The sequence below is a fragment of the Mucilaginibacter sp. genome, assembly GCF_039935595.1.
GTDB lineage: Bacteria > Bacteroidota > Bacteroidia > Sphingobacteriales > Sphingobacteriaceae > Mucilaginibacter.
The window spans coordinates 1-22,070 of record NZ_JBDTJZ010000086.1 but is presented as its reverse complement, the minus strand read 5'-3'; the positions used below and the strand labels follow the sequence as shown (position 1 = coordinate 22,070).

The 22,070-nt window shown below is 41.8% G+C and carries 27 protein-coding genes and 1 pseudogene; 18 read left to right on the top strand and 10 right to left on the bottom strand.

Going from position 1 to position 22,070, the window contains the following annotated elements; all coding sequences use genetic code 11:
- From ABI367_RS05690 to ABI367_RS05655, 8 genes and pseudogenes are all read left to right on the top strand, one after another.
- A pseudogene (locus ABI367_RS05690) lies at positions 1-271 on the top strand (hypothetical protein); the annotation flags it as partial.
- Between the two features lie 55 nt (positions 272-326).
- A complete protein-coding gene (locus ABI367_RS05685; protein ID WP_462228292.1) occupies positions 327-875 on the top strand; it encodes a phage tail protein in 549 nt (182 codons plus the stop codon).
- 36 nt (positions 876-911) lie between these two features.
- Positions 912-1,457 carry a phage tail protein gene (locus tag ABI367_RS05680; RefSeq protein ID WP_462228291.1) on the top strand — a complete coding sequence of 182 codons (546 nt, stop codon included), beginning with the start codon at positions 912-914 and terminating at the stop codon, positions 1,455-1,457.
- 30 nt (positions 1,458-1,487) lie between these two features.
- Complete coding sequence (locus ABI367_RS05675) at positions 1,488-2,393, top strand: methionyl-tRNA formyltransferase (RefSeq protein ID WP_462228290.1); 906 nt, start codon at positions 1,488-1,490, stop codon at positions 2,391-2,393.
- A gap of 83 nt (positions 2,394-2,476) precedes the next feature.
- Complete coding sequence (locus ABI367_RS05670; protein WP_462228289.1) at positions 2,477-2,635, top strand: hypothetical protein; 159 nt, start codon at positions 2,477-2,479, stop codon at positions 2,633-2,635.
- 83 nt (positions 2,636-2,718) lie between these two features.
- Complete coding sequence (locus ABI367_RS05665) at positions 2,719-4,635, top strand: asparagine synthase-related protein (protein WP_462228288.1); 1,917 nt, start codon at positions 2,719-2,721, stop codon at positions 4,633-4,635.
- 28 nt (positions 4,636-4,663) lie between these two features.
- Positions 4,664-5,365 (top strand): aspartyl/asparaginyl beta-hydroxylase domain-containing protein, encoded by a 702-nt coding sequence (locus ABI367_RS05660; protein WP_462258040.1) that lies wholly within the window; start codon positions 4,664-4,666, stop codon positions 5,363-5,365.
- A gap of 222 nt (positions 5,366-5,587) precedes the next feature.
- A complete protein-coding gene (locus ABI367_RS05655) occupies positions 5,588-6,568 on the top strand; it encodes a sulfotransferase (protein WP_462228286.1) in 981 nt (326 codons plus the stop codon).
- A gap of 15 nt (positions 6,569-6,583) precedes the next feature.
- Here the strand turns inward: ABI367_RS05655 and ABI367_RS05650 are convergent, their stop codons facing one another.
- Positions 6,584-7,570 carry an SAM-dependent methyltransferase gene (locus ABI367_RS05650; RefSeq protein ID WP_462228285.1) on the bottom strand — a complete coding sequence of 329 codons (987 nt, stop codon included), beginning with the start codon at positions 7,568-7,570 and terminating at the stop codon, positions 6,584-6,586.
- A 218-nt stretch (positions 7,571-7,788) separates the two neighbouring features.
- On the opposite strand from ABI367_RS05650, the gene ABI367_RS05645 reads away from it, so the two are divergent.
- From ABI367_RS05645 to ABI367_RS05620, 6 genes are all read left to right on the top strand, one after another.
- Entirely contained in the window at positions 7,789-8,343 is a 555-nt protein-coding gene (locus tag ABI367_RS05645; RefSeq protein ID WP_462228284.1) for a carboxymuconolactone decarboxylase family protein, read from the top strand.
- 95 nt (positions 8,344-8,438) lie between these two features.
- On the top strand, positions 8,439-8,819 hold the full coding sequence (locus tag ABI367_RS05640; protein ID WP_462258039.1) for a DUF1348 family protein: 381 nt from the start codon (positions 8,439-8,441) through the stop codon (positions 8,817-8,819).
- Positions 8,820-8,841: 22 nt separating this feature from the next.
- Positions 8,842-9,714: a helix-turn-helix domain-containing protein gene (locus ABI367_RS05635; protein ID WP_462228282.1), complete on the top strand. Its 873-nt coding sequence runs from the start codon at positions 8,842-8,844 to the stop codon at positions 9,712-9,714.
- A gap of 305 nt (positions 9,715-10,019) precedes the next feature.
- Positions 10,020-10,952 (top strand): methylenetetrahydrofolate reductase, encoded by a 933-nt coding sequence (locus ABI367_RS05630; protein ID WP_462228281.1) that lies wholly within the window; start codon positions 10,020-10,022, stop codon positions 10,950-10,952.
- 109 nt (positions 10,953-11,061) lie between these two features.
- Positions 11,062-11,400, top strand: coding sequence for a hypothetical protein (locus tag ABI367_RS05625; protein ID WP_462228280.1), 339 nt, complete (start codon positions 11,062-11,064; stop codon positions 11,398-11,400).
- Between the two features lie 58 nt (positions 11,401-11,458).
- A complete protein-coding gene (locus tag ABI367_RS05620) occupies positions 11,459-11,632 on the top strand; it encodes a hypothetical protein (RefSeq protein ID WP_462228279.1) in 174 nt (57 codons plus the stop codon).
- Between the two features lie 53 nt (positions 11,633-11,685).
- On the opposite strand, the gene ABI367_RS05615 is transcribed toward ABI367_RS05620, so the two are convergent.
- Genes ABI367_RS05615 through ABI367_RS05595 form a run of 5 tightly spaced genes read right to left on the bottom strand, consistent with a single transcriptional unit; the run spans position 11,686 to position 14,377 of the window.
- Positions 11,686-12,342, bottom strand: a complete 657-nt coding sequence (locus ABI367_RS05615) for a metallophosphoesterase family protein (RefSeq protein ID WP_462228278.1) — start codon at positions 12,340-12,342, stop codon at positions 11,686-11,688.
- Positions 12,339-12,989 carry an MIP/aquaporin family protein gene (locus tag ABI367_RS05610; protein WP_462228277.1) on the bottom strand — a complete coding sequence of 217 codons (651 nt, stop codon included), beginning with the start codon at positions 12,987-12,989 and terminating at the stop codon, positions 12,339-12,341. The genes ABI367_RS05615 and ABI367_RS05610 overlap by 4 nt, the downstream gene beginning before the upstream one ends.
- The gene (locus tag ABI367_RS05605) at positions 12,986-13,402 is read right to left on the bottom strand and encodes an arsenate reductase ArsC (protein ID WP_462228276.1); all 417 of its coding nucleotides are present in this window, start codon (positions 13,400-13,402) and stop codon (positions 12,986-12,988) included. Before ABI367_RS05605 ends, ABI367_RS05610 begins: the two co-directional genes overlap by 4 nt.
- Positions 13,403-13,451: 49 nt before the next feature.
- Positions 13,452-14,006 (bottom strand): DUF6428 family protein, encoded by a 555-nt coding sequence (locus tag ABI367_RS05600; protein WP_462228275.1) that lies wholly within the window; start codon positions 14,004-14,006, stop codon positions 13,452-13,454.
- A gap of 38 nt (positions 14,007-14,044) precedes the next feature.
- Positions 14,045-14,377 (bottom strand): ArsR/SmtB family transcription factor, encoded by a 333-nt coding sequence (locus ABI367_RS05595; protein ID WP_462228274.1) that lies wholly within the window; start codon positions 14,375-14,377, stop codon positions 14,045-14,047.
- Between the two features lie 160 nt (positions 14,378-14,537).
- On the opposite strand from ABI367_RS05595, the gene ABI367_RS05590 reads away from it, so the two are divergent.
- The 4 genes from ABI367_RS05590 to ABI367_RS05575 are packed head-to-tail and all read left to right on the top strand — an operon-like array spanning position 14,538 to position 17,441.
- The gene (locus ABI367_RS05590) at positions 14,538-15,431 is read left to right on the top strand and encodes a MerR family transcriptional regulator (protein ID WP_462228273.1); all 894 of its coding nucleotides are present in this window, start codon (positions 14,538-14,540) and stop codon (positions 15,429-15,431) included.
- Between the two features lie 10 nt (positions 15,432-15,441).
- Positions 15,442-16,278: a phytoene/squalene synthase family protein gene (locus tag ABI367_RS05585; RefSeq protein WP_462228272.1), complete on the top strand. Its 837-nt coding sequence runs from the start codon at positions 15,442-15,444 to the stop codon at positions 16,276-16,278.
- 20 nt (positions 16,279-16,298) lie between these two features.
- On the top strand, positions 16,299-16,814 hold the full coding sequence (gene idi / locus ABI367_RS05580; protein WP_462228271.1) for an isopentenyl-diphosphate Delta-isomerase: 516 nt from the start codon (positions 16,299-16,301) through the stop codon (positions 16,812-16,814).
- Positions 16,815-16,871: 57 nt separating this feature from the next.
- Positions 16,872-17,441, top strand: a complete 570-nt coding sequence (locus ABI367_RS05575) for a dihydrofolate reductase family protein (RefSeq protein WP_462228270.1) — start codon at positions 16,872-16,874, stop codon at positions 17,439-17,441.
- 20 nt (positions 17,442-17,461) lie between these two features.
- Here ABI367_RS05575 and ABI367_RS05570 read toward each other — a convergent pair whose 3' ends face one another.
- The 4 genes from ABI367_RS05570 to ABI367_RS05555 form a co-directional block, all read right to left on the bottom strand.
- A complete protein-coding gene (locus ABI367_RS05570; protein WP_462228269.1) occupies positions 17,462-18,364 on the bottom strand; it encodes a VOC family protein in 903 nt (300 codons plus the stop codon).
- Between the two features lie 155 nt (positions 18,365-18,519).
- On the bottom strand, positions 18,520-19,605 hold the full coding sequence (locus ABI367_RS05565) for an MBL fold metallo-hydrolase (protein WP_462228268.1): 1,086 nt from the start codon (positions 19,603-19,605) through the stop codon (positions 18,520-18,522).
- Positions 19,606-19,750: 145 nt separating this feature from the next.
- A complete protein-coding gene (locus ABI367_RS05560) occupies positions 19,751-20,209 on the bottom strand; it encodes a hypothetical protein (protein ID WP_462228267.1) in 459 nt (152 codons plus the stop codon).
- A 474-nt stretch (positions 20,210-20,683) separates the two neighbouring features.
- On the bottom strand, positions 20,684-22,070 hold a 1,387-nt coding region (locus ABI367_RS05555; RefSeq protein ID WP_462228266.1), incomplete at its 5' end, for a TIGR00341 family protein.

The window sequence follows — 22,070 nt, the reverse complement described above, 5'->3', positions numbered from 1 at the left end:
CGCGGCTTTGACCACTAGTTTTCAAGCGGTAGCTACACAGACCCCCGCAGCGACAAGCTACCTTACAAACCCACAGGTAAAAACAGGCTCAACTTATAATGCGGCATCACACGAGTTTGAACCTCCTCCCCAATCGCAAGTATTAGTAAACGACCTGATTCCTCAGGCAATAGGCTTTACTGGCGGCACCAATGCGCATACTAATATGATGCCTTATTTGGCTATGCATTATTGCATTGCGTTTGACGGCACCTTCGCTCCGCGCCCTTAATAAGTACTTAGTATTGTTATAATAAATATTCACATCACACTTAAATCTTAATAAAATGGATGCATACGTAGGAGAAATAGCAATTTTTTCTTTTAACACTATCCCCAGCGGCTGGATGCAATGCAACGGCCAACAAATAAATATTAACACAAACCAGGCTTTATACGCACTTATAGGATACACCTACGGTGGCGACCAAAAAACCTATTTTAATTTACCAAATCTGCAAGGTACGTCAATGTTGGGCATAGGCGCAGGCAACGGCCTCAATATCCAATACGGTAATAAAGGAGGGGTTGCCCAATATACTTTACTTACACCCGAAATGCCGTTACACAACCATGGAATAGCCGGGGTAAATGATCTTGCTGCAGCTGGCATAGGCGGCGGTGCCAATTTTTTAGCGCAGCTTAGCTTACCGCCAGTACAAGGCACCGGCAATTATGCAGGCAATTTATACACTTCTTCGCCAACACCGGTTGTTGCAATGGACCCGGGAAATATTGGTATTTCGGGGGCAAATGCGGCTCACGAAAATCGCATGCCTTATACGGCACTGAATGTATGTATTTGTGTACAGGGGTATTTCCCGCCAAGAAATTAACTTATTTTTAAATCTTTATCATAAACAAATCATAAAATGGATTACTTTTTAGGACAGATTAAAATATTTGGGGGTAATTATGCCCCGCAAGACTGGCATGTATGCGATGGTTCTACGGTATCAGTGCAAACTTACCAGGAATTGTTTGCGCTCATTGGTACCACTTATGGAGGCGATGGCGTAAACACTTTTGGCTTACCCGACCTTCGTGGCCGTATAGTTGTTGGCATGCAAGCCTCTCAAGCAGATTATGCATTAGGCAAAAAAGGTGGTTTAGAGTCAGTTACACTTACAGAGGCTAACCTGCCGCAACATACCCATACCTTAAGTGCAAACACCAACAATGCCACCGCTTCGGCCTTAACCGGAAATATACTGGCCGCACCAGTGGACCCTAAAGGCTCGGGTAGAGAAGTGCTAACCTACATACCTAAAAGTGCGCCGGGCTTTAAATTAAAGCCATTAAATAGAGAAACTATCTCGAACACCGGCGGTAGTCAGGCTCATGAAAACCGTATGCCATATTTAACACTTAATTATATTATCTGTTTAACTGGCGGTCTCTTCCCAACGCCAAACTAATTTTATGGCGCAAATTATGCAAATAAAATAGTGGTAGGGATTATCAGCAATACCGAATGTTGCCTGCCCCTGCTTCAAATTTTGGCACAAAATAAAGTACCGGTATCTGTTTTTACAGATGCCGGTTCGCTTTGGCAAGAAGGTGCGGGTATTATAGCTCAATTTTGCGGTCAGGCACGTATCCCATGCCAATCTGCAGAAGCCGGTTCGCTATATTTTTGGATGGAACAAGCCAAAATAGATATGGCTTTTTTTATGGGATTTGCGCATTTAATTGATACAACACTATTGCCTGTTAAACTGCGCAGCAAAGTGTATAACATTCATTTTGGGCCCTTACCTGCCTACCGTGGCCCCAGCCCGGTATTTTGGCAGTTAAAAAATGGAGAGAGCCAGCTTACAGCCACCATACATCACGTAGCCGATAAATTTGATACCGGTGCGTTGGTATGGTCTAAATCTGTTAAACGCGAGGCGCATATAAGTTTCGGGCTGGCAAATATGGTATTAGGGCAGGTAGTGGTTGAGGGGGTAGGGCAAGTTATCAATGGGTTATTACAAAACAAACCCTTGCCCCAGTTACCCCAGCAAGGTAAGGCGGGTTACTATAAGCGCCCCGAATTGAAAGATGTAACCATAAACTGGCATACTATGGATGCGGCGCAAATATGTAACCTAATACTGGCGTGCAACCCATGGAATAAAGGGGCCATAACGTATATTAACAGCAAGGACATCAAAATTATTGATGGAACAGCCACAAACATGGCGCACAATGCGCAACCGGGCACGGTTATTTATAACGATAATAAACTATATATAGCCTGTATAAATAATAAGGCCGTAGAGATAATAATGCTGGTTATTGATGGAACCTTTGTACCTGCCAGGGATGCACAGATTTGGGGCATACAAAGTGGCCAGCTTTTAATATAGGTTACTTGTTTAATAAAAAAAGACATTTATTAAACAAGTATTACAATAAAATATTTATTAAATTTGATTAACCTAGCAATAGTATGATGAAAAAAGAACTGGTACATCCAGAAAATGAGCAAGAGCTTGTTAATAATACATTAAAAAAAAAATGGAAAACGCCAGAATTGGTGATTATTGAAAATGATATAGAAGGAGGACTTTCTAATACACACGAAGCATTCAGCGGAATACAATCGTAATTTCCCATTATATTGATTATAAGCCTCTTGACGTAAAAAATTTCAATAAAATTGTTTAGTATTATTTGTGTAGTCTCATTTACATGAGCGTAATATTTGGCCGGGTAAACTTTGAACAAATACTGGTAACCGATGCTGATGCATGCATAATGAGCAAAACGCTTGATCATTGGCAGGCTGATGATAGGGGCGTTTGGTTGCACAATAATATTGCACTGGGGCATTTAATGTTATATAATACCCCTTCATCGCTCCATGAAAAACAACCGTATTACCACAATGAAGCGGGCTTAACCATCACTGCTGATGCCCGTCTTGATAACCGGGAAGAACTTTTTAAAAAGCTGCAACTACCCCGGCAGCACGAACTTACTTTACCCGACAGTACGCTTATCCTAAAAACTTACCAACAATATGGCGAAAGCTGCGTAAAGCATCTTGTTGGCGATTTTGCATTTGCTATTTGGGATGAAAGAGAACAAAAAATGTTTTGCGCCCGCGACCACATGGGTGTTAAACCTTTTTTTTATTGTATGGATAATAACTTTTTTGCTTTCGCGTCCGAAACCAAAGGCTTGTTATGCCTGCCTGACGTGAATAAAAGTATTGATGAACAATATGTTTACAACCATTTAATACCAAGGTTTGATCAGAATTTGGAGGATACCCTATATAAAAAAATAAAGCGGCTTGCCCCTGCCCATTCGTTAACTATTTACGCTTCCTCAAAACGCAGCAAACTTAATAGTTACTGGCAGCTTGACACCAGTATTGAAACCATTCAGCAAAACAAAGAAAACTACTACGAGGGCCTGGCATGGCACTTTGACGAAGCGGTGCGATGCAGAACCATAACATCCTACCCAATAGGTGCCGAACTAAGCGGCGGGCTCGATTCGAGCGCTATATGTGGCGCAGCACAGTATTTTTTGCAACAAAACAACCAAAACCTTACCACTTTCTCCAACGTTTTGCCAACGGGAATAACGGATGAATGGCTGTTTAAAAGCGACGAAAGCCCCTATATAAAAGATGTGCTGGCCCATAATAACATTAGCGATGCAGTATACCTAACAGATAGGATGTTTAACAACACACTTGAAGAGGCCAGCTTTGCATTGAAAATAAATGATGGCATTGATAGCGTTGCGCCAGCCTGGCAATTACCCTCACGCAAAGCAGCTTTTGACAGGAATATCCGTACCTTACTTTCAGGCTTTCCGGGAGATCAAATGGTGACGAGCCAAAACAAACACTATTTTCTCGACTATTTATTCCAGGGCAGGTATGTTAAATACTTCCTGGCAAAACAAAAACATACGCCGCACTTTAACAAAATACGTGCATTGTTACCGCAGGATATCGCGTCTGTTTTATTAAAGATAAAAGATAGTTTAGGTTATTATGACAAGAATATAAAAACCGCATTATCATTATATAACATACCCGATAAAAACCTGCAGGCTATTTTAAAAAAGCAACGCTATAACGCGGGGTACAGGCAAGTGCAGGCCGGGTACCGGGAAGGGCAAAGAAGCATTATAATGAAACCATTTGTACCCAACCGGATGGAGACAGAATCAAGATATGGCCTTCACTTTCGGTTAGAAATGCGTTTCCCCATGGCCGATATACGTTTGCTGCAATATTACTCGGCTATGCCTAACTTTGTAAAATACGAAGGGCCAATAGGGCGTTATGCCTATCGCCTGGCGGTAAAAAAATACCTGCCACAAAGCATTTTTAACAGGGATGATAAATCAGGCTCAATAGCCCCATTTATGTCTATACCGGCTAAAGACAAGTATGAATCTATACGATTGCTTTTAAACAGTCTGCCTGATACGGTTAACCTAATAAAAAAGGATGAAATATTGCGCCGGTTAAAAAGAGAAGAAGATAACCCTGAGTATCATCCGATAACATTTTACGAGTTAATGAACGCGCGTTTGCCTACTATAGAATTTCTGCAATGGCTGCAAACCAACCCGGTGTGGTGATTAACCTATTATTTTTATATTTATGGGTATGATAAGCTACGCCAAAATTAATTTACAGGTTAATATCACGGCAATACAACAACAAGTTGCTGTATTGGCTTCGACCGGTTGGAAAGCGCACATAAACCAGCACGATTACGAAGGCGAATGGAAGGTATTGCCCCTGCGCTCGCCGGGTGGCGAGGCTGACAATATTGTTCCCGATTTAATGGGCAAGCATACCACTTACTTAGATACTCCATTGATGCAGCAATGCCCGGCCATTAAACAATTACTGGATAGTTTGCATTGCGAGGTGATGTCGGCAAGGTTGCTCAACCTTAAAAAGGGCGCCGTTATAAAACAACACAGGGATGTGGAGTTGGCTTTTGAAAAAGGCGAAGCACGCCTGCATTTCCCGATATTTACCAATCACGGGGTAGAATTTTATGTGGATGACGAACGCGTAATTATGCTTGAAGGCGAATGCTGGTACATAAACGCCAATTTAAAGCACCGCGTAACCAACAACGGACCTACCGACCGGATACATTTGGTAGTTGACTGCAAGGTAAACGCCTGGCTGGAAAAACTATTTGAACAAGCCGACAAAAAAATGGCCCCACCCATAAGGGGTATGGAAGATTGGCATTTAGTAATAAAACATTTAAAGGAACGCGGCACTGATACTGACCTTGCCCTTGCAGATGATATGGAAGTTAAATTAAACAAAGCGCTGGCAGGCAGCTAAGCCGCCAATAAATTTCCCTTTTGAAGATAATGGCCTACCAAAAGACAAACGAATTTATAGTGAGGATTCCCTCCCTGGGGAGGGGTGCGGCTGACCGGGAATTGGCAGGGAGGGGTTTTGCTGCTCTGCAACGTTGCAGAACCCCTCCCTCCACCCTCCCAGGGGAGGGAATCGCACGTGACCCGGCTTTTTCAAATTTAACCACCATAAAGGTTATGCCAAATGGATAACGCAGCTTCCAATCACACCTTGCAAAAATGGATACCCAGCAAGCTTTTTTTTGAAGATGGCAACGCGTTATGCCAATGGCTTTATACCGGCGATATCCGGTTTACCCATCCTTTTTTTGCCGAGACTATTGGGGCTTGCAAGCAGCATATTTACAAGTTTAACCCTACGTACCGCAAATCGGTTAGTGATATATCATTAATACCCATCTGGGCAGAAGGATTAAATACGGTAAAGCCATCTGCATTTATATTTCATGTATCAAGGTGCGGTTCAACTTTGGCAACGCAGTTATTGGGGATAAACGAGCGGCATATTACTTTATCAGAGGTCCCATTTTTTGATGAATTGCTTAGAAACCAGGCTGAAACCGACTTAAGCGTAACTGAGTTTAATGATATATTTAAAGCCGCTTTAAACTTTTACGGTCAGCAACGAACCGGAAGCGAAACCAAACTATTTATTAAAACCGATAGCTGGCATGTACTTTTTTATAAACAATTAAGAGAGTTGTATCCCGATGTGCCATTCATACTTCTATACCGCGACCCGGACGAGGTAATGCGTTCGCAGCAAAAGATAAGGGGTACACAAGCAGTACCCGGATTAATAAACCCTGCACTTTTTGGTTTTGATGCAGCGGTTATTAGGCAACTTAGCCTTGATGAATACATGGCAAAGGTACTGGAGCGGTATTACACCTGTTTTTTAGACATTATAAAAACTGATGATAATGCACACCTGGTAAATTATTGCGAGGGCCCAATTGAGATCGTTAAAAAAATAGCCGCCATAAGCCAAACGGTATTGGATGAAGATGATATGGCTTTAATAAACCAACGGGCCGGGTTTCATTCAAAACACCCCGGGCAAATTTTTGCGGAAGAAAAAAATAAAACCCCAATTCTCGAATATCTTTACCAAGCAGCCCAACTTTATGCCGCTTTAGAGGAGGAGAGAAAAAGACTTACCTGATAAATCAAAAACCTATTAGCTTATGTTTACCGCATCTTCCACCCATTCGTATTCAAAGCCGGGTTTATCGCTAATTTGATACGTAAGTTTTACCTGCTTGCCAATACAATCATCCGCATCAAATAAACGGAGGGGCATAGTAAGGCTGGTGGTATAGGTACCCAGTTTTTCGTTGCCAAAAGTAGTTATAGTTGTTAATAAACTTAACTGCCTAAATCGGCCTATTTCTTCAGGTATTTTTATAGTAACAGGCTTATGCTTTGCACAATTGTATCTGCCAATGGTATAAATATTGCCCAGATTTATGCGCTCCGGTTCGGTATCCGGTGTTAAATAGCGGTCGGTTTCCAGACGTGGGCTTAGTAATTGGGCGCTCACAGTTATTTCCTGCGGTATAAATAAACCTTTATCGGGTAGCTGGGGTACCAGGTTTAACATGATGGCTACCTGTGGCTCTTTGCGTAAAGCATTTAGCATAGTTTCTGATATCATTAAATGCATCACTTCACCTTCCGGAACATAATAGGTAGTAGCATCGGCCAGTAACCATTCTTCTACATAACCATCCAGTTTTAAATAAGCATAAAGTTTCTGTGCGGCTGCAATTGAATCCTCATTAATATCCAATAAATGAAAAGCAATTTCGTCAATACCAAAAACGCTGGTTAAAGGCGTTAATAAAGTAGCATACGGTCCGCAGCCGGCATATAAAACATGCAACCGTGTATCCGGATAATCTTTTTTTAATTGAATTATCGCCTGGTAAACACCCCGCAAAAAAACAGCGGTACGCTCAAACTCAAGCAGGCAATGCGCCGCCTTTATGGTTGAAACGGCTTTGCCTGATGGCAAATAAATATCCTTATCGGTAATATCGCCTGCCTTTACACCCGTCGACGCGGCAAAAATATCGTGAAGCTGATGTACACCCTTGTAAATTCCTCCGGCATCATCAGGGCAAAAAAGCAGCGTTTGGGTTATTTGGTGCATGGTATTACTCATATATTAAAGGCTTAAGGTTAGTCATTAAACAAACCGTTTATGGAACAGGTTATCACCTCAAACATATTGAATTTGAGCGAATGTGCAAACTAATCGCCTTGTTGTTTAATATTAGCATCGTCTAATTGTCCATGCGCTTGCTACTTCTATCCATGTTATCTGACGGGTACACGCTGCACCTTTGTATAGTCAATGTTGACACATTAAAAATATATACAATGCAACGTTTAAAAGCACTTGATCCTGAAACTACTACCGGAAAATCAAAAGAATTATTCAACGCCGTTCAAGGCAAATTGGGCATGGTGCCTAACATGATGCGTACAATGGGTAACTCACCTGCCGTTTTAAATGGCTATCTTTCGCTAAACAGCGCTTTGGCCGAGGGAAGTCTGGGCGGTAAATTGGGAGAATTGATAGCACTTACTGTTGCCAATGCCAACAGTTGTAATTACTGCAATGCGGCTCATAGTTTTATTGGCGAAAAATTGGTTCACATTCACGCCGACGCAATTTCAGACGCTCGTCAAGGCAGATCAGCAGATAGTAAAATTCAGGCGGCGCTTGACTTTGCAAGGGTGTTGATCAAAAAGAAAGGTCAGGTTGATGATACTGATTTGAACGCTGTTAGAACTGTTGGTTATGACGATGCCGGGATAGCAGAAATAATTGCGCATGTTGGTTTGAATATATTTACAAACTATTTTAATAATACAGCAGGGGTAAGCGTTGACTTTCCTGAGGTTGAGCTGATAAAAACGGCAGCCATCTAAAACTTAACGCTAAAACAGGATGGGTAGATGTGAATTTGCCCGTCCCTTATATTTATTTGATCATGGAACAAAAACCACCACTCCCCCCGTTTACTATGGAAACGGCACTGCAAAAGGTGCAACTGGCCGAAAATGCATGGAACACCAAAGATCCTGAAAAAGTGTGCCTGGCGTACACCATTGATACGGAATGGCGCAACCGTACCGATTTTATTAACGGGCGCGAAGAAGTAAAAGCCTTTTTGAAAAAGAAGTGGGAAAAGGAGCTGGATTATAAACTTAAAAAAGAACTTTGGGGTTTCCGCGAAAACCGGATGGCCGTGAGGTTTGAATATGAGTGGCACAACCAAAGCGGCCAATGGTTTAGGAGTTACGGAAACGAACTTTGGGAATTTGACGAAAACGGATTGATGTGCAAACGCTTTGCCAGTATTAACGATATGGAAATTACTGCTGACGAGCGTACCCTTTTTTAATTATATAAATTTAAACCCCGTGATGGCACAAACTGCTTTTACCCTTGTCGATCCGAATACTCAGGCGCTGGCTTTTAAAATATTTGCTTTTGAGGATGATTCTTATTTTGCCGAGGTAAAAAATCAAAACTATTACAGTATCATTCTGGTAACTGAGGGCAGAGGAAAGCTTTATGCAGATTTTTCGGAATATACATTCGAAGCAAATAATTTGATGTGTTTTTCTGTTTATCAACCCTATAAAATAAAAACAGAAGGCACATTTAAAGGGGTCCTGCTTAATTTTCATCCGGACTTTTTTTGTATCCACAAACACCAGAAAGAGGTAGCCTGTAACGGCATATTATTTAATAATATTTACGAATCGCCCATTGTTCAACTATCATCCAACGACGTTATTGGTTTACTAACACTTATAAACCAGCTTAAAGAGGAGATGCAGCGTACCGCCATTGCCCAATATGAACTGCTTGTTTCTTATCTCAAGATATTTCTTATTAATGCTTCACGGATAAAAATTGATCAAAGAAAGGAGGAGGAATTCCATATAGAAAATGAACCTTTTATACTCCAAACGTTGAAAGATGTAATTGAATTACACTATAAAACTAAACGCAGCGCGGGTGAATATGCCGATATGTTAAACCTTTCTACCAGGGCGTTAAACAAGATCAGTAAAACTCACTTTAACAAAACATTAACTAATTTAATAGCAGAGCGTGTTGTTATTGAAGCAAAACGCGAACTTTACCTTACCGCCAAGCCAATTAAAGCAATTGCCTATGAACTGGGCTTTAACGATGAGTTTTATTTTAGCAGATACTTTAAAAGTAATACCAATGTGTCTCCGCAATTGTATAGAAACACGGTAGGTTTTGCCAGAGGAGAAGCATAGGTAACCCCCTTGAGCCCCGCTCCCGCTTGTTGGAAACTCGCGGTCAAATAAACAAGCTTTCAGCTAAATAAAATGATGACAATATCTTGTCACCTGTACCACGGTGTCCGCGCGTTCGCGAATGCCCAAATTGGTACACTTTGCTAAAATGAAACCGAAAATTGGTATATGTTTCATTGCCTATTAAGGTGGTATCATTCAGGATAATATTAAAAAATAATATTATCCTGAATGATATTTATTAAGTTTGAGGGCCAATTAAAAAGCAATTATCTATCAGCAATTACAATACTCCACATACCATCATGTTTTTAGAAAAAATCCGATCAGGAGAATCGGGAGTGTTAATTTACGGTATCACTCCACCAAAAGCAGAAACTACGGCCGAACGCGTTGCCGAGATAGCGCAAAAAACTATTGAGCGGCTCCATACACTTGATATAGATGCGCTTGTAGTTTATGATGTACAGGATGAATCGGCCCGCACAACAGAAGAAAGGCCTTTTCCTTTTTTAAACGCGCTTGATCCGCTGGAGTTTGCCTCGGGGTATCTTGGCGCATTAAACATCCCTAAAATAATATACCGCCCTGCCGGAAAGTTTTCGGAAGAAGAATTAACAGCCTGGCTGGAAAAACTACATCAAAATAATTTCTATCCTATTTTTGTAGGTGTACCATCGCCTGATTTTCAGGTAAAAACAAGCCTGCCCGAGGCTTATAAAATTTGGAGCAAGCACCGTGATACATCCGTTATTGGTGCAATTACTATACCCGAAAGGCACGCCGTACTTAAAGATGAAGATGTACGTATGTTGGATAAGATGAGTTGCGGCGTATCCTATTTTATATCGCAATGTGTTTTTAATATTGATTATGCAAAACAGGTTATTGAGGACCTGACCCAAACCTGTAGCAAGCAAGCTATTAAATTCCCTACCGTTATTTTTACCCTTACAGCCTGTGGCTCAGAAAAAACCCTGCGTTTTATGGAGTGGCTGGGTATAGATGTGCCCGAAGAATTAAAAGAGGACTTGAAAAAGTCTGCCAATATCCTTGAAAAATCTGTAAATGTATGCCTTAATATCGCGTCAGAACTTACTGCTTATTGCATGGAACGTGCCATACCATTCGGTTTTAATATAGAAAGTGTTGCTATCCGCAAAGAGGAAATTGAAGCATCAATTTTTATGGCGAATGAAATAGGACAGATGCTGAAAGAAAAAGGTATAAGGAAATAGCGACTGCGTAAACAAGTCATTGAGTTAGTAAAATCTTATCTACTATTTAATGACCAAGATCATTAACAAGATCATTAATATAACAAGGTTAATTAACTACATTTGAACAATGAGAGTTTTGGCGATCATTTTGCTGGTTTGTATTGTCTTTCTTTCCGCTTTTGGAGGGGTAATAAAACCTGCGCAAACAAAAATGGCGGCTTGCTGCAAAAAGGAAAAGACCGCGTGTAAACATGCCCCGGCCGAAAAGAAAAAAACGGATAACGCCTGTAATGAACAAGGATGTGCCATGATGTTTCTTTGCGCTCAATGCGGATGCATTGTTAAAGAAGCTGTTGCACTTGCACCAATTCACGCTCAGTTATTACCGAAGCCAGTTGCTCTGCAAATTATTGGCAATATTGCCGCATACCATGCCAACAACTGGAAGCCGCCTCAAACCTGTTAGATAATTATTACAAGTTTAAACTTCAATAAATTATTTAACAATTTTAAAATATTAAAAAATGAAAAATATTATGTTAGGTATGTTGGCTATAACTTTAGCCACTACAACTGTAATTGCAAATGGTATAGTACCTGTAAAAAAAGCTAACGCAAAACAGGCCACCTGCACCAGCTGCCCTCAAGGCCAGCAATGTGCTAAAACCACATGTACTAAAGCTGATTGCTGTAAATAAGCAAAAAGCATTAAACATAAATAAGCCCCGGACATACAGTCCGGGGCTTTGTTTTAGTAAGCTTTTCTTAAACGGTCGGCCAGTTCGTCCGGAAGGGGACTTTGTAGTATGGCATTTGCTGCTTTTTCAATATCATAAGCAAACCGGATAAATTCCACTTTAATATCATCTTCAACAGTCAGCAATACGTACCCACCCCGCGGATCGCTGTCCTTGGGTTTACCTACCGACCCGGTGTTGATCACCTGCTTATCACCCATAACACGATGATAGGGTAAATGCGAATGCCCAACGCAAAGTATATCGGCTTTTGCTTCATTCATTAAATCCAGCACGTAGCTTTCGTCCATATCTTCCAGTATATATTCGTTAATGGTGCGGGTGCTGCCATGGGCCAATACAATATTAAGCGGTTTATCTACCAACTGGTATTCTAACCTTATATGGCGCGGTAGGGTATTTAAATATAAACTATTATCCGGCAATATAAGCTCATACGCATAACCGTTGGTTTTCAGGTCATGGTTTCCGGCAAGTGTAGCAATACCGCGCGCGCGTATTGCCGCAATAATTTCGTTCGGCCAGATGTTGTACCCTACCAGGTCGCCCAAACAGTATATCGCATCGGGTTTGCGGCGATCGATATCTGCCAAAAAAGCTTCAAAAGCCGGTAGATTGGCGTGTACATCAGAAAAAAGCGCGATTGTCATATTTCAGATTTAGCTATCAGGAATTTCCACACCGGTATCGCTAAAATTGCACCTGCAACCGGGGCGGCTATATATAGCCAAAGATGTTCTAAATGCCCCGAAACTATGGCAGGCGCTATAGAACGTGCCGGGTTCATGGATGCCCCGCATATAGGGCCGGCAAACATGGCCTCCAAACCCACCACAGCACCAATAGCCATACCGGCAAATTGGCCCTGCTCTTTACTGCCGTGGGCCACCGTCATAATAACCAGCATTAAAAAGAAAGTTAACAACAGTTCTAACACAAATGATTGCATTTCGGATCCTAACGGCATTGTTGCACCTAATAAAGGCGATGTGGGAAAAAGCAACTTCAACACAAAGCTGGCCAACAAGGCCCCTGCAACCTGAGCAATGATATAAGGCGGTAATGATTTAAGCGGGAAACGTTTGGCTATAACAAAGCCAATGCTTACCGCCGGGTTCATATGCGCCCCGGAAACGTCACCAAGGGCGTAGATCATACTCATTACGATCAGCCCCCAGGTAATGGCAACACCCACATGGGTAACTGCCCCACCCGATTGCTGGTCGGCAATCATAGCACCTGTACCGCAAAACACCATAATAAAAGTGCCGGTCAACTCGGCAATATATTTTTTCATTTCAAATGGGCTTGTACAAAATCAGCGGCGTATACTTTTATCATATCCCTTACGCGTCGAAACTCATCCATCACTTCTTCATCGCTGCCGGTTGCTTTGGCCGGATCCGGAAAGTTTTGGTGAAAACGCTCTACCTTGCCGGGAAAGAATGGGCAAGCCTCATTGGCATTATCACAAACCGTAATTACATAGTCAAACGGAATGTTAATATATTCGTCCACATGGTTGGATGTGTGCTTGCTGATATCGATATGGTCCTCAGCCATAACCTGAATGGCTTTGGGGTTTACACCATGGGTTTCAATGCCCGCACTGTAGATATTAGCTTTGTCGCCTGCAAAATAACGCAGATAGCCTTCGGCTAACTGGCTGCGGCAACTATTGCCGGTACATAGTACCAATACATTTTTCATATAATAATAGTTTGGGCTTTATATTCTAAGTTGATATCCTATTTATAATTTAGCAGCAACCGCCACCCGGGGTGCAGCAGGCTGCCGCCGGAGCTGCCAGGTTTACTAATTGCACTTTAGGCTTTTCTGCAGGTTCGCAACACTCCTCACCTTTGTCGGTTGTGCCACAAGTGCCGCCGCGCGATAGCGCTTTGCATTGTACAAAGTCAGGGCTAAGGTTTACGGTCAATGTATCTCCTTCAGTAACCAATTCAGCAGGAAACATTTGACGGGTATCAAACTGCGAGTTGCCAAACTCTATTTTCACTGTCGCATCCAAATCCAGCGGCAACATTTTTTCTACAACATCAATAATTGATAATGCTTTGCTTACCTTCATACTGCGATCGGTTTGCTTTTCGCCGGGTTCCCATAGCTGCATAATAACTTCTGTCCATTTATTCATCACGCCGCCGCAATCTACTGACGTTATAGGGGCCAGTTTAATTTCGGTGATATGAAAGGAGGTATCCACAAATTTATCTTCATCATACCTAAACTGTAAATGCAGCTCGGGATTTGCTTGTAGTTGGGTTTTAAAATCGCCCCAGGTTAATGTTTCCATAATTATTGTAATATTACGATATATACGTTTAAAAAATTTTAGCAGCAGTTATTTTTCTTCTCGCTGTATGAAGAGAAAAGCACATTTAACTCTAATTGCAGGGCTTTCCATGCTTCGGGTTCAATACAGTAGCAAACGCTTACGCCTTCAATGGTGCCGCGTATTAAGCCGGCATTTTTTAATTCTTTAAGATGTTGTGATATGGTTGCCTGCGCCAAACCAAGCTCCTCTACCAGGTTTCCGCAAATACAGGCATTGGCCTTTATCAGGTGTTGCAATATAGCTATCCGGGCCGGATGCGCTATGGCTTTTAGCTGTACAGACAGCGCGTTCTGCTGCTCGTTAAATATGTCGGTTTTAGTAATGCCCATAATCAATCGCAATATTACGATATAAAATCGTAAAAAGCAAATTCTTTATCTTAACTGCTTTACACTTTGTTTTTTGTTGCCTTTTTAGTATCAATAAGTTGTGTTATATATATTGTTTTATATATTTGTCTAAATTTAATACAATTAAATTTAGACAAACTTGCAATATTCAATATCCCAACTGGAACAATTATCAGGAATTTCTGTCCATAATATCAGGATATGGGAGCGCCGTTACGGCGCATTGCAGCCGTCACGGACATCGGGCAACACCCGGTTTTATGATGACGATCAGCTTAAACGGTTACTGTGCATAGCCGGACTTTATCATGCCGGGCATAAAATATCAACTGCCTGTGGCTTGAGCAAAGAAGATATGGGCATTTTGTTGAAGCAGGAAATTGATCAGACCCTATCGCCCGAACACCGCTACGAATATTTTATATCACAGATCATCAACAATAGCTTAACCTATAATGAGCAAAAGGTAAACGCATTGATCACCACTTCGTTTGAGCAGGCAGGCGTATTGGAAACCTATAAATTTGTGATATACCCCTTATTGGTTAGAATGGGGTTAATGTGGCTAAACGAGTCGCTATGCCCTTCGCAGGAGCACTTCCTGTCGGCTATAATCAGGCAAAAGCTTTTTGTTGCCATAGATGGCTGTAATGTAAACCATGTTACGCCCGGTTCAAACTGGCTGCTTTTTCTTCCCGAAGATGAAGATCATGATATCGGACTTTTACTGGCCAATTACTTATTACGCGCAGCGGGCAACAACGTTACCTATTTGGGGGCAAAGGTTCCATTAGCAGCCCTGGTTAATACAGCAAAAATAACCGGCCCTCAAAATTTGCTTTTTCTTATGACCCGTGCACGTCCTGTTGCCGATGCGCAGGTATATGTTGACAGCCTTTCTGTTCAGTTTCCTGCTGCCGGTATTTATTTGTCGGGCAATAAAAAGGTTCTTAATGGCATAAACTACCCTGACGGGGTAAAATGGCTGGAAACCCTGCATGATTTTGAAAATGTTATAAATCAAACTACCTGAAAGGAAACTCATGAAAGAAAAATTTGACCTCCTATCGGCTGAATGCAGTAAGCTTACCACCAGACGGTACAGCACCAGCTTTTCATTAGGTATTAAACTACTGGACAAAAAACTTCATGCCCCTATATACGCCATATATGGATTTGTGCGACTGGCAGATGAGATTGTTGACAGTTTTCATGGTTACGATAAGCAACAGCTATTGGAGCAGTTTAAAAACGATTGTTTTAATGCCATACAATGCGGTATCAGCCTCAATCCTATCCTTAATGCTTTTCAGCAAACAGTAAATAATTATGGTATTGACCACCAGTTGATATACCAATTCATTAACAGTATGAAGATGGATCTGGATGTGCAAAGCTATGACCAGAAAAGATACCAGGAGTACATTTTTGGTTCGGCAGAAGTGGTTGGCCTGATGTGCCTGTATGTTTTTACCGGTGGTGATCAAAAAAGTTACGATGAATTAAAGCCCGGTGCAATGAAGTTGGGCGCGGTATTTCAAAAAGTTAATTTTCTGCGGGATATTAGTGCAGATTATCTACAGTTAAACAGAACATATTTTCCGGGGATTGACCTGGCTCATTTTACCGAAGCCGACAAAAGGCAGATAGAGCAGGATATTGAGGCCGATTTTGAAGAAGCGCTGCAAGGCATCAGGGCGTTACCCAGATCTTCTCGAAAAGGTGTATTTTTGGCTTACAGGTATTACCGCAAATTGTTCGACAAAATAAAGTTGGCCCGCGCCTGTGCTGTATTTTCAAAACGGTTCAGGATATCTAACGGGCGTAAATTAGTGTTGTTGTTTGATACTTTACTTAAACACCAGCTTAATTGGATTTAAATAAGCGGTAAGGAAAGGCTATGGAAAATGTTATACTGGTTGACGAAGATGATAATGCGCATGGTGTTATGGAGAAATTGCAGGCACATAGGCTTGGTGAACTTCATCGCGCTATCTCCGTATTTGTATTTAATAGTGCCGGCGAATTTTTATTGCAACGCCGTGCAGCCGGTAAATACCATTCAGCGGGAAAATGGAGCAATACCTGCTGTAGCCATCCCCGCCCCGGAGAGGCTAACCTTGATGCCGCATTGCGGCGCTTAAAAGAAGAAATGGGTATACACTGCCACCTTGATCATCAATTTAGCTTTATTTACCGTGCCGAGTTGGAGAATGGGTTGATAGAGCATGAATATGACCACGTTTTTATGGGCATAACTGATATTGAACCCGTACCCGACCCGACCGAAGTTGCCGGATACCACTATATGAATAGCAGTGACCTGGCAGCCGATATAAGCCAAAATCCGGATAGCTATACCGAATGGTTCAAACTATGCTTTGAACGCATAGGGAAACGCTTGTTTACTACCTGATTTTTGTTCCATTTTTTTTATATTGCTTTAACCTTAGCATAAATAAGCAATAATAAAATGGCACATAAAAAAGACGCGTTCAAGTTAACTATTCACATGGCTTCAAGTCTCGACGGGGTAATAGCGAAACCAGACAATAGTATGGCATGGTTTGACACCGTTGATGTTTACGAAAAAGGGGCTACCCTTACCGAAAAGGATATAGCTGAATTCCTAAAATCTATAGATTGTTACGTGATGGGATCGCGAACTTATGAGCATGCTTTAGCGCTTTCCAAAACGCATGGATGGGCATATGGTGATGTGCCGGTAATTGTATTAACCAACCGGACTTTATCCGCCGACGGGAAGAATATTGAATTTTACTCAGGAGATTTGAATGATCTTGTAAATGACCAATTAAAGCCAAACTACAACAATGTTTGGGTAGCCGGTGGCGCGGCTGTTGTTAAAGATATGGTTAGGCTAAAACTTGCGGATGAAATACGACTATCCATCATCCCCATTATTTTAGGAGACGGAAAGTTGTTTTTTGACCATATTGGCAAAGAACAACCCCTGCATTTGAAAAATGTAACCGCTTATAAAAATGGAATTGTGGAGCTACACTACGAAATAAAAAAATAGCTGGTATCCCCTTTTAGCTATTACAAACCATCATAGGCGCGTTGCAGTGTTGCAATATCAACCTTCTGCATCGTCATAAAAGTTTGCATAAGGCGTTCAATCTGTTCGGGGGTGCCTTTCTTCATTGCATCCAGCATAACTGTTGAAGCTACCTGCCATGATAAGCCGTATTTATCTTTGAGCCATCCGCATTGCCCGGCCTCGCCGCCGGCTGTAAGTGCTGCCCAGTAATAATCTATTTCATCCTGTGTTTCGCAAGGGATAAGCAGTGAGACGGCATCGTTAAAACCAAAGCCGTGCGGATGCGCACTGTCCATGGCGGCAAGCCAGGTTTGGTCTACAAAAAAATCAGCGAACATAAGGGTGCCGGCTTTGTCGGGTCCCATATCTTCCGGGCGCGGGGCGGTAGTGCCGCGTTTACCATCTTTAAAAACAGATGTGTAAAAATTGATAGCCTCATCGGCTTTGCCATCCACCGGTTGCGTAAACATTAGCGACGGAACAATGAACGGTCTTTCTTCGCCAGCGGGATTGGTAAGTATGAGCTGCCATGATACGCCATATTTATCGGCCACCCATCCGTAGCGTTTGCTAAATGGATAGCTATCCAGTGGCATCATCACTTTGCCGTTATCTATCAGTTTATTCCATACTTCGTCAATATGCTTTGCGGCGTCAGGATCGCGTGACGGATCAAAATTGAGCATAAAGGAAATCGAAGGATTGATGCCGATGCTGTGCGGCGCGCTTAACCCCAGAAACGATTGGCCGGCTATAGTAAACTCTGCTACCTCACATTCTCCGCCCGGAAATGGAAAATGATTGACATAATTAATGGTCGAGTCCGTCATAAATGATGCATAAAATTCGGCTGCTTGTTTTGCGCTCTTGTCAAACCAGATATGGGGTTTTATAGGTAACATAGGTAATAATTTTTGATATTTATAGATGTTAAACTGCTGGTAAAATCACTTTCAGCAACATCGATTTTATCAAAATTACAGGATTTTTTGCCACTTGTTCGGGGGCATTTCGGACAATTTAAGGGTTATTAATACAACGTTTTACTTACCGGTATCTACTTAAAATCCCACCATACCGTTTTCATCGGCGGGTTGCCTAAAGTATAGGGCTCTCCTATTCGTGGCACGTTTACTGGCATACCCAACTTTGCAGCAGCCGGCAAAAGCTTTTCTATAGGTTCGTTCCAGGGGTGATCTGCTTCAATAAACTTGGCCCAGTGTACAGGTTGTAACAAACGTGCCTGCAAATTAACAGCCGCCTGGGCAGCTTGCCCAAGCAACAAGTGTGTCCACGGCCAATTGGGGCTATATTGTCCGCATTCCAGCAATGCTATATCAAAAGGGCCATATTGCTGGCCTATTTGTTTAAAGTGTGGCCCATAACCACTATCGCCGCTATAAAATAGCTTGTATTGGCCTGCCTGTATCACATACGATGCCCAAAGTGTTTTATTTTCTTTACTGTAAGTACGGTTGCTGCGGTGCTGCGCCGGTGTAGCGGTAATCTGTAGCCCACCCGGCAGGGTTACACATTGCTCCCAATTCATTTCGATGATCTTTTTAGGGTCAAACCCCCAGTATATCAAATCTGAACCGACTCCCATTGGTACTATGGCCATTTTGATCCGGTCCTTCAGTTTTACCAGGGTGCGGTAATCCAGGTGGTCATAGTGGTCATGCGAAATGATCAGCACATCAATTGATGGCATATCCTGGGCATGATAATGCGTGGTGCCTGCAAATGCGGTAACCAATCCGGGCACCGGCCCGGCATGGTTACTAAAAACAGGATCAATAAGTATATTACCCTGCCCGGTTTTGATGAGCACAGACGAGTGCCCAAACCAAACGATGGTAGGTGCAGCAGCAGCCAATGTTTTCAGGTCGGTTTTTACCCATGGCAACTCGTGCGAGGGCCTGATGGTTTGAGGACGACGGTGGAACATCAGGTTATGCCTAACTGTCGAGTCGGCACGTTCAGCTAAATTTTCAAAACTGCCATTTTTGTAATTAGGCAAAGCCTGCAAACGGGTAAGCTCTTCGCCGCGCGGGTTTTCACCTACCGACTTTACCACGCCACAACCAGCCACCGCTGTTAGCAACAACGCAGCTATCCCTATCTCCACACATCTGTATCTCATAACTTTATGTACGAATAACGTTTATGGGAGCGTAATTATTTCATTATGCCGAACATTGCTTTCTGCCGGACAAATACGCTGTGGATTTTACTTATAAGGGAACGATACGCATTAGCGCACTTATCAGGCTACGCAGGTTTAGAACTTATTTAACTATATAAGTACCAACCCAGTTGCTGGCAATAACTCCGGAGTAAGCGTAAGATGAGGTGTTTTTGCTGTCAAAAATATCAGCTTTGATTGATTTGGTACTACCCGGGCAAACAGCTATTTGAATTAGCAGGCCGGGCGCCGGTGTATATTTAAGCATACCTACACCATTTGCGTTAAATAAAAATGGCACAGTAGTAGTACCGATAGTTGCCATAGCGGTGCAGTCTTTACAGGTTACCTGTATCAAAGCGGTTCCTGTAGTTCCGTTATACCAGTAATCAGGATTGGAAGTATCTGTTTCGGTGCTGCTAACGCTTTTTATAGTGTCGGTTTTGGCTGCAACAGCAGCAGTGGTAGTATTAACGCTGCTTTTTGCAGGTGTTGGCACAATATCGGCTTTTAAGCAACCAGTTAATAATAAAGAAGCGAAGATAAAGTAGATTGCTTTCATAGCCGTTACAGTGCCTGCAAAAAGCAATCCAACCGCAATTATAGCTGATTTAAGCAAAAAGCAAAGTATAAAGGCGGGGATTTTCTCCCCACTGTGGGGAATTTTCCCCAATAAATATTGCAAATAAGTTAATGGCTGGAAAAGATGCCTGCCAATCCTTAACTGTATAGCCTATTCCAGCACTATGCCTTACTGCGATATTTGATTATAAAGTAAAGTGCGGCTGCAACAATTAACGACACCAATAAACTTACAATTAAATCTAAATCGTAGCTGGCGGGCCATTTAGCATCAAATACCGGGTTAAATACTGCCTTGTTTGCACCATCTAACCCCCAAATGGCATGCAATAATATATTTGAGGTGATATGAGTGCCGATAGCTGTCCATAACCCTGGTGTTAAGCCGGGTAAAATAAATCAACTAATGACCGTTGTTTTCAACACACCATTTATTGTAAAAGCAAAAGGCCGACTATTTTGCCCTTGTTTTTTTATGGATATCTTTTGTTATGATTAGCTTAATAGCGGGACTATGGTACCTGATGCCTAACCATTTTTGCAGTTTAGATTCGTCAATTTTTTTAATAGGCTTTTTAAAAGTAAGTAGAGCTACCTTAATGGTGTCTGGCAGGAGTTTATCGGCATGATGAATAATAGTTTGATTAATCCCAAAAGATGTGATGGTAGGATAAAGCACTTTTAATTCTTCAAGCACTACAGTATCAACCACCGGTAAGTTTTTTTTGGGGGATAATGTAGCACCCGAATCTGTTTTAGCGGTATGATTAAAAACATCCTCCAAAATGCTTGTTTTTATTTGTGCCAAATCTATATGTTGCTTGGCATTAAGGCCCTGTCGGATGTTTAATTGTACGTGACGCAGTTGATATTTATCAAGATTTTTGGTAATGGTATCTATTGTTGATTTATTCAAATCTGCACCTATCAGTAGCAGATCAATAGCTTTATTTTCACTGCCATATTTAAACGATTTAGAAACTACCTGTGTGTTTTTAAAAACAAATTGTTCGTCAACAAACTTCCTGGCGTTGGTTTCAAAAATACTTCTATCAACAATACGGTACGCTAAAAATATACTCGGCACTATGGTAATGATAACTATAGCGATAATATAATGTTTAACCTTTTTTTCTTGCCCGGCATCTTCCAGATGATGTTTTTTCATTTTAAGGTAACGCGACATTAAAAAAGTCGCGATCGCGATAAAAACACTATTGATAAAATAAAGGTAAAGTGCACCCAATACAAAATACCAATTTCCCATAGCGAGGCCAAATCCAACGGTACAAAGTGGCGGCATTAATGCAGTGGCTATGGCCACACCGGGTATTACGTTTGATTTTTCTTTTCGCGACGCGGCAACCATACCGGCCGCTCCGCCAAAAAAGGCAATAAAAACATCCCATATAGATGGCGATGTGCGAGCTAATAATTCTGACTGCGCATCATGAAGCGGTGTGATTAAAAAATAGATGGTTGATACAATGATGCCTATTATAGTGGCGAACAGCAAATTCTTCAACCCCCGCTTTACCAGATCGAGATCATTAATCCCTACACCTAAGCCAATACCCATTACCGGCCCCATTATTGGCGAAATAAGCATTGCACCGATGATTACAGCGGTTGAATTAACATTCAGGCCTATTGAAGCAATAAATATGGCGAAGATCAACGCAAATAAATTGGCCCCAATAAAATCTACGTTGCTGCTTACAGATTTAACTATAGCAGCCTCATTGTCCTTCCCATCCTGTAGGTTAAACCGGTGTTGCAAAAACTCCTTAATACCTGTTGTTACCTCATCCATTTTTTTGCTGAAGTTTTTTGGCCACTGT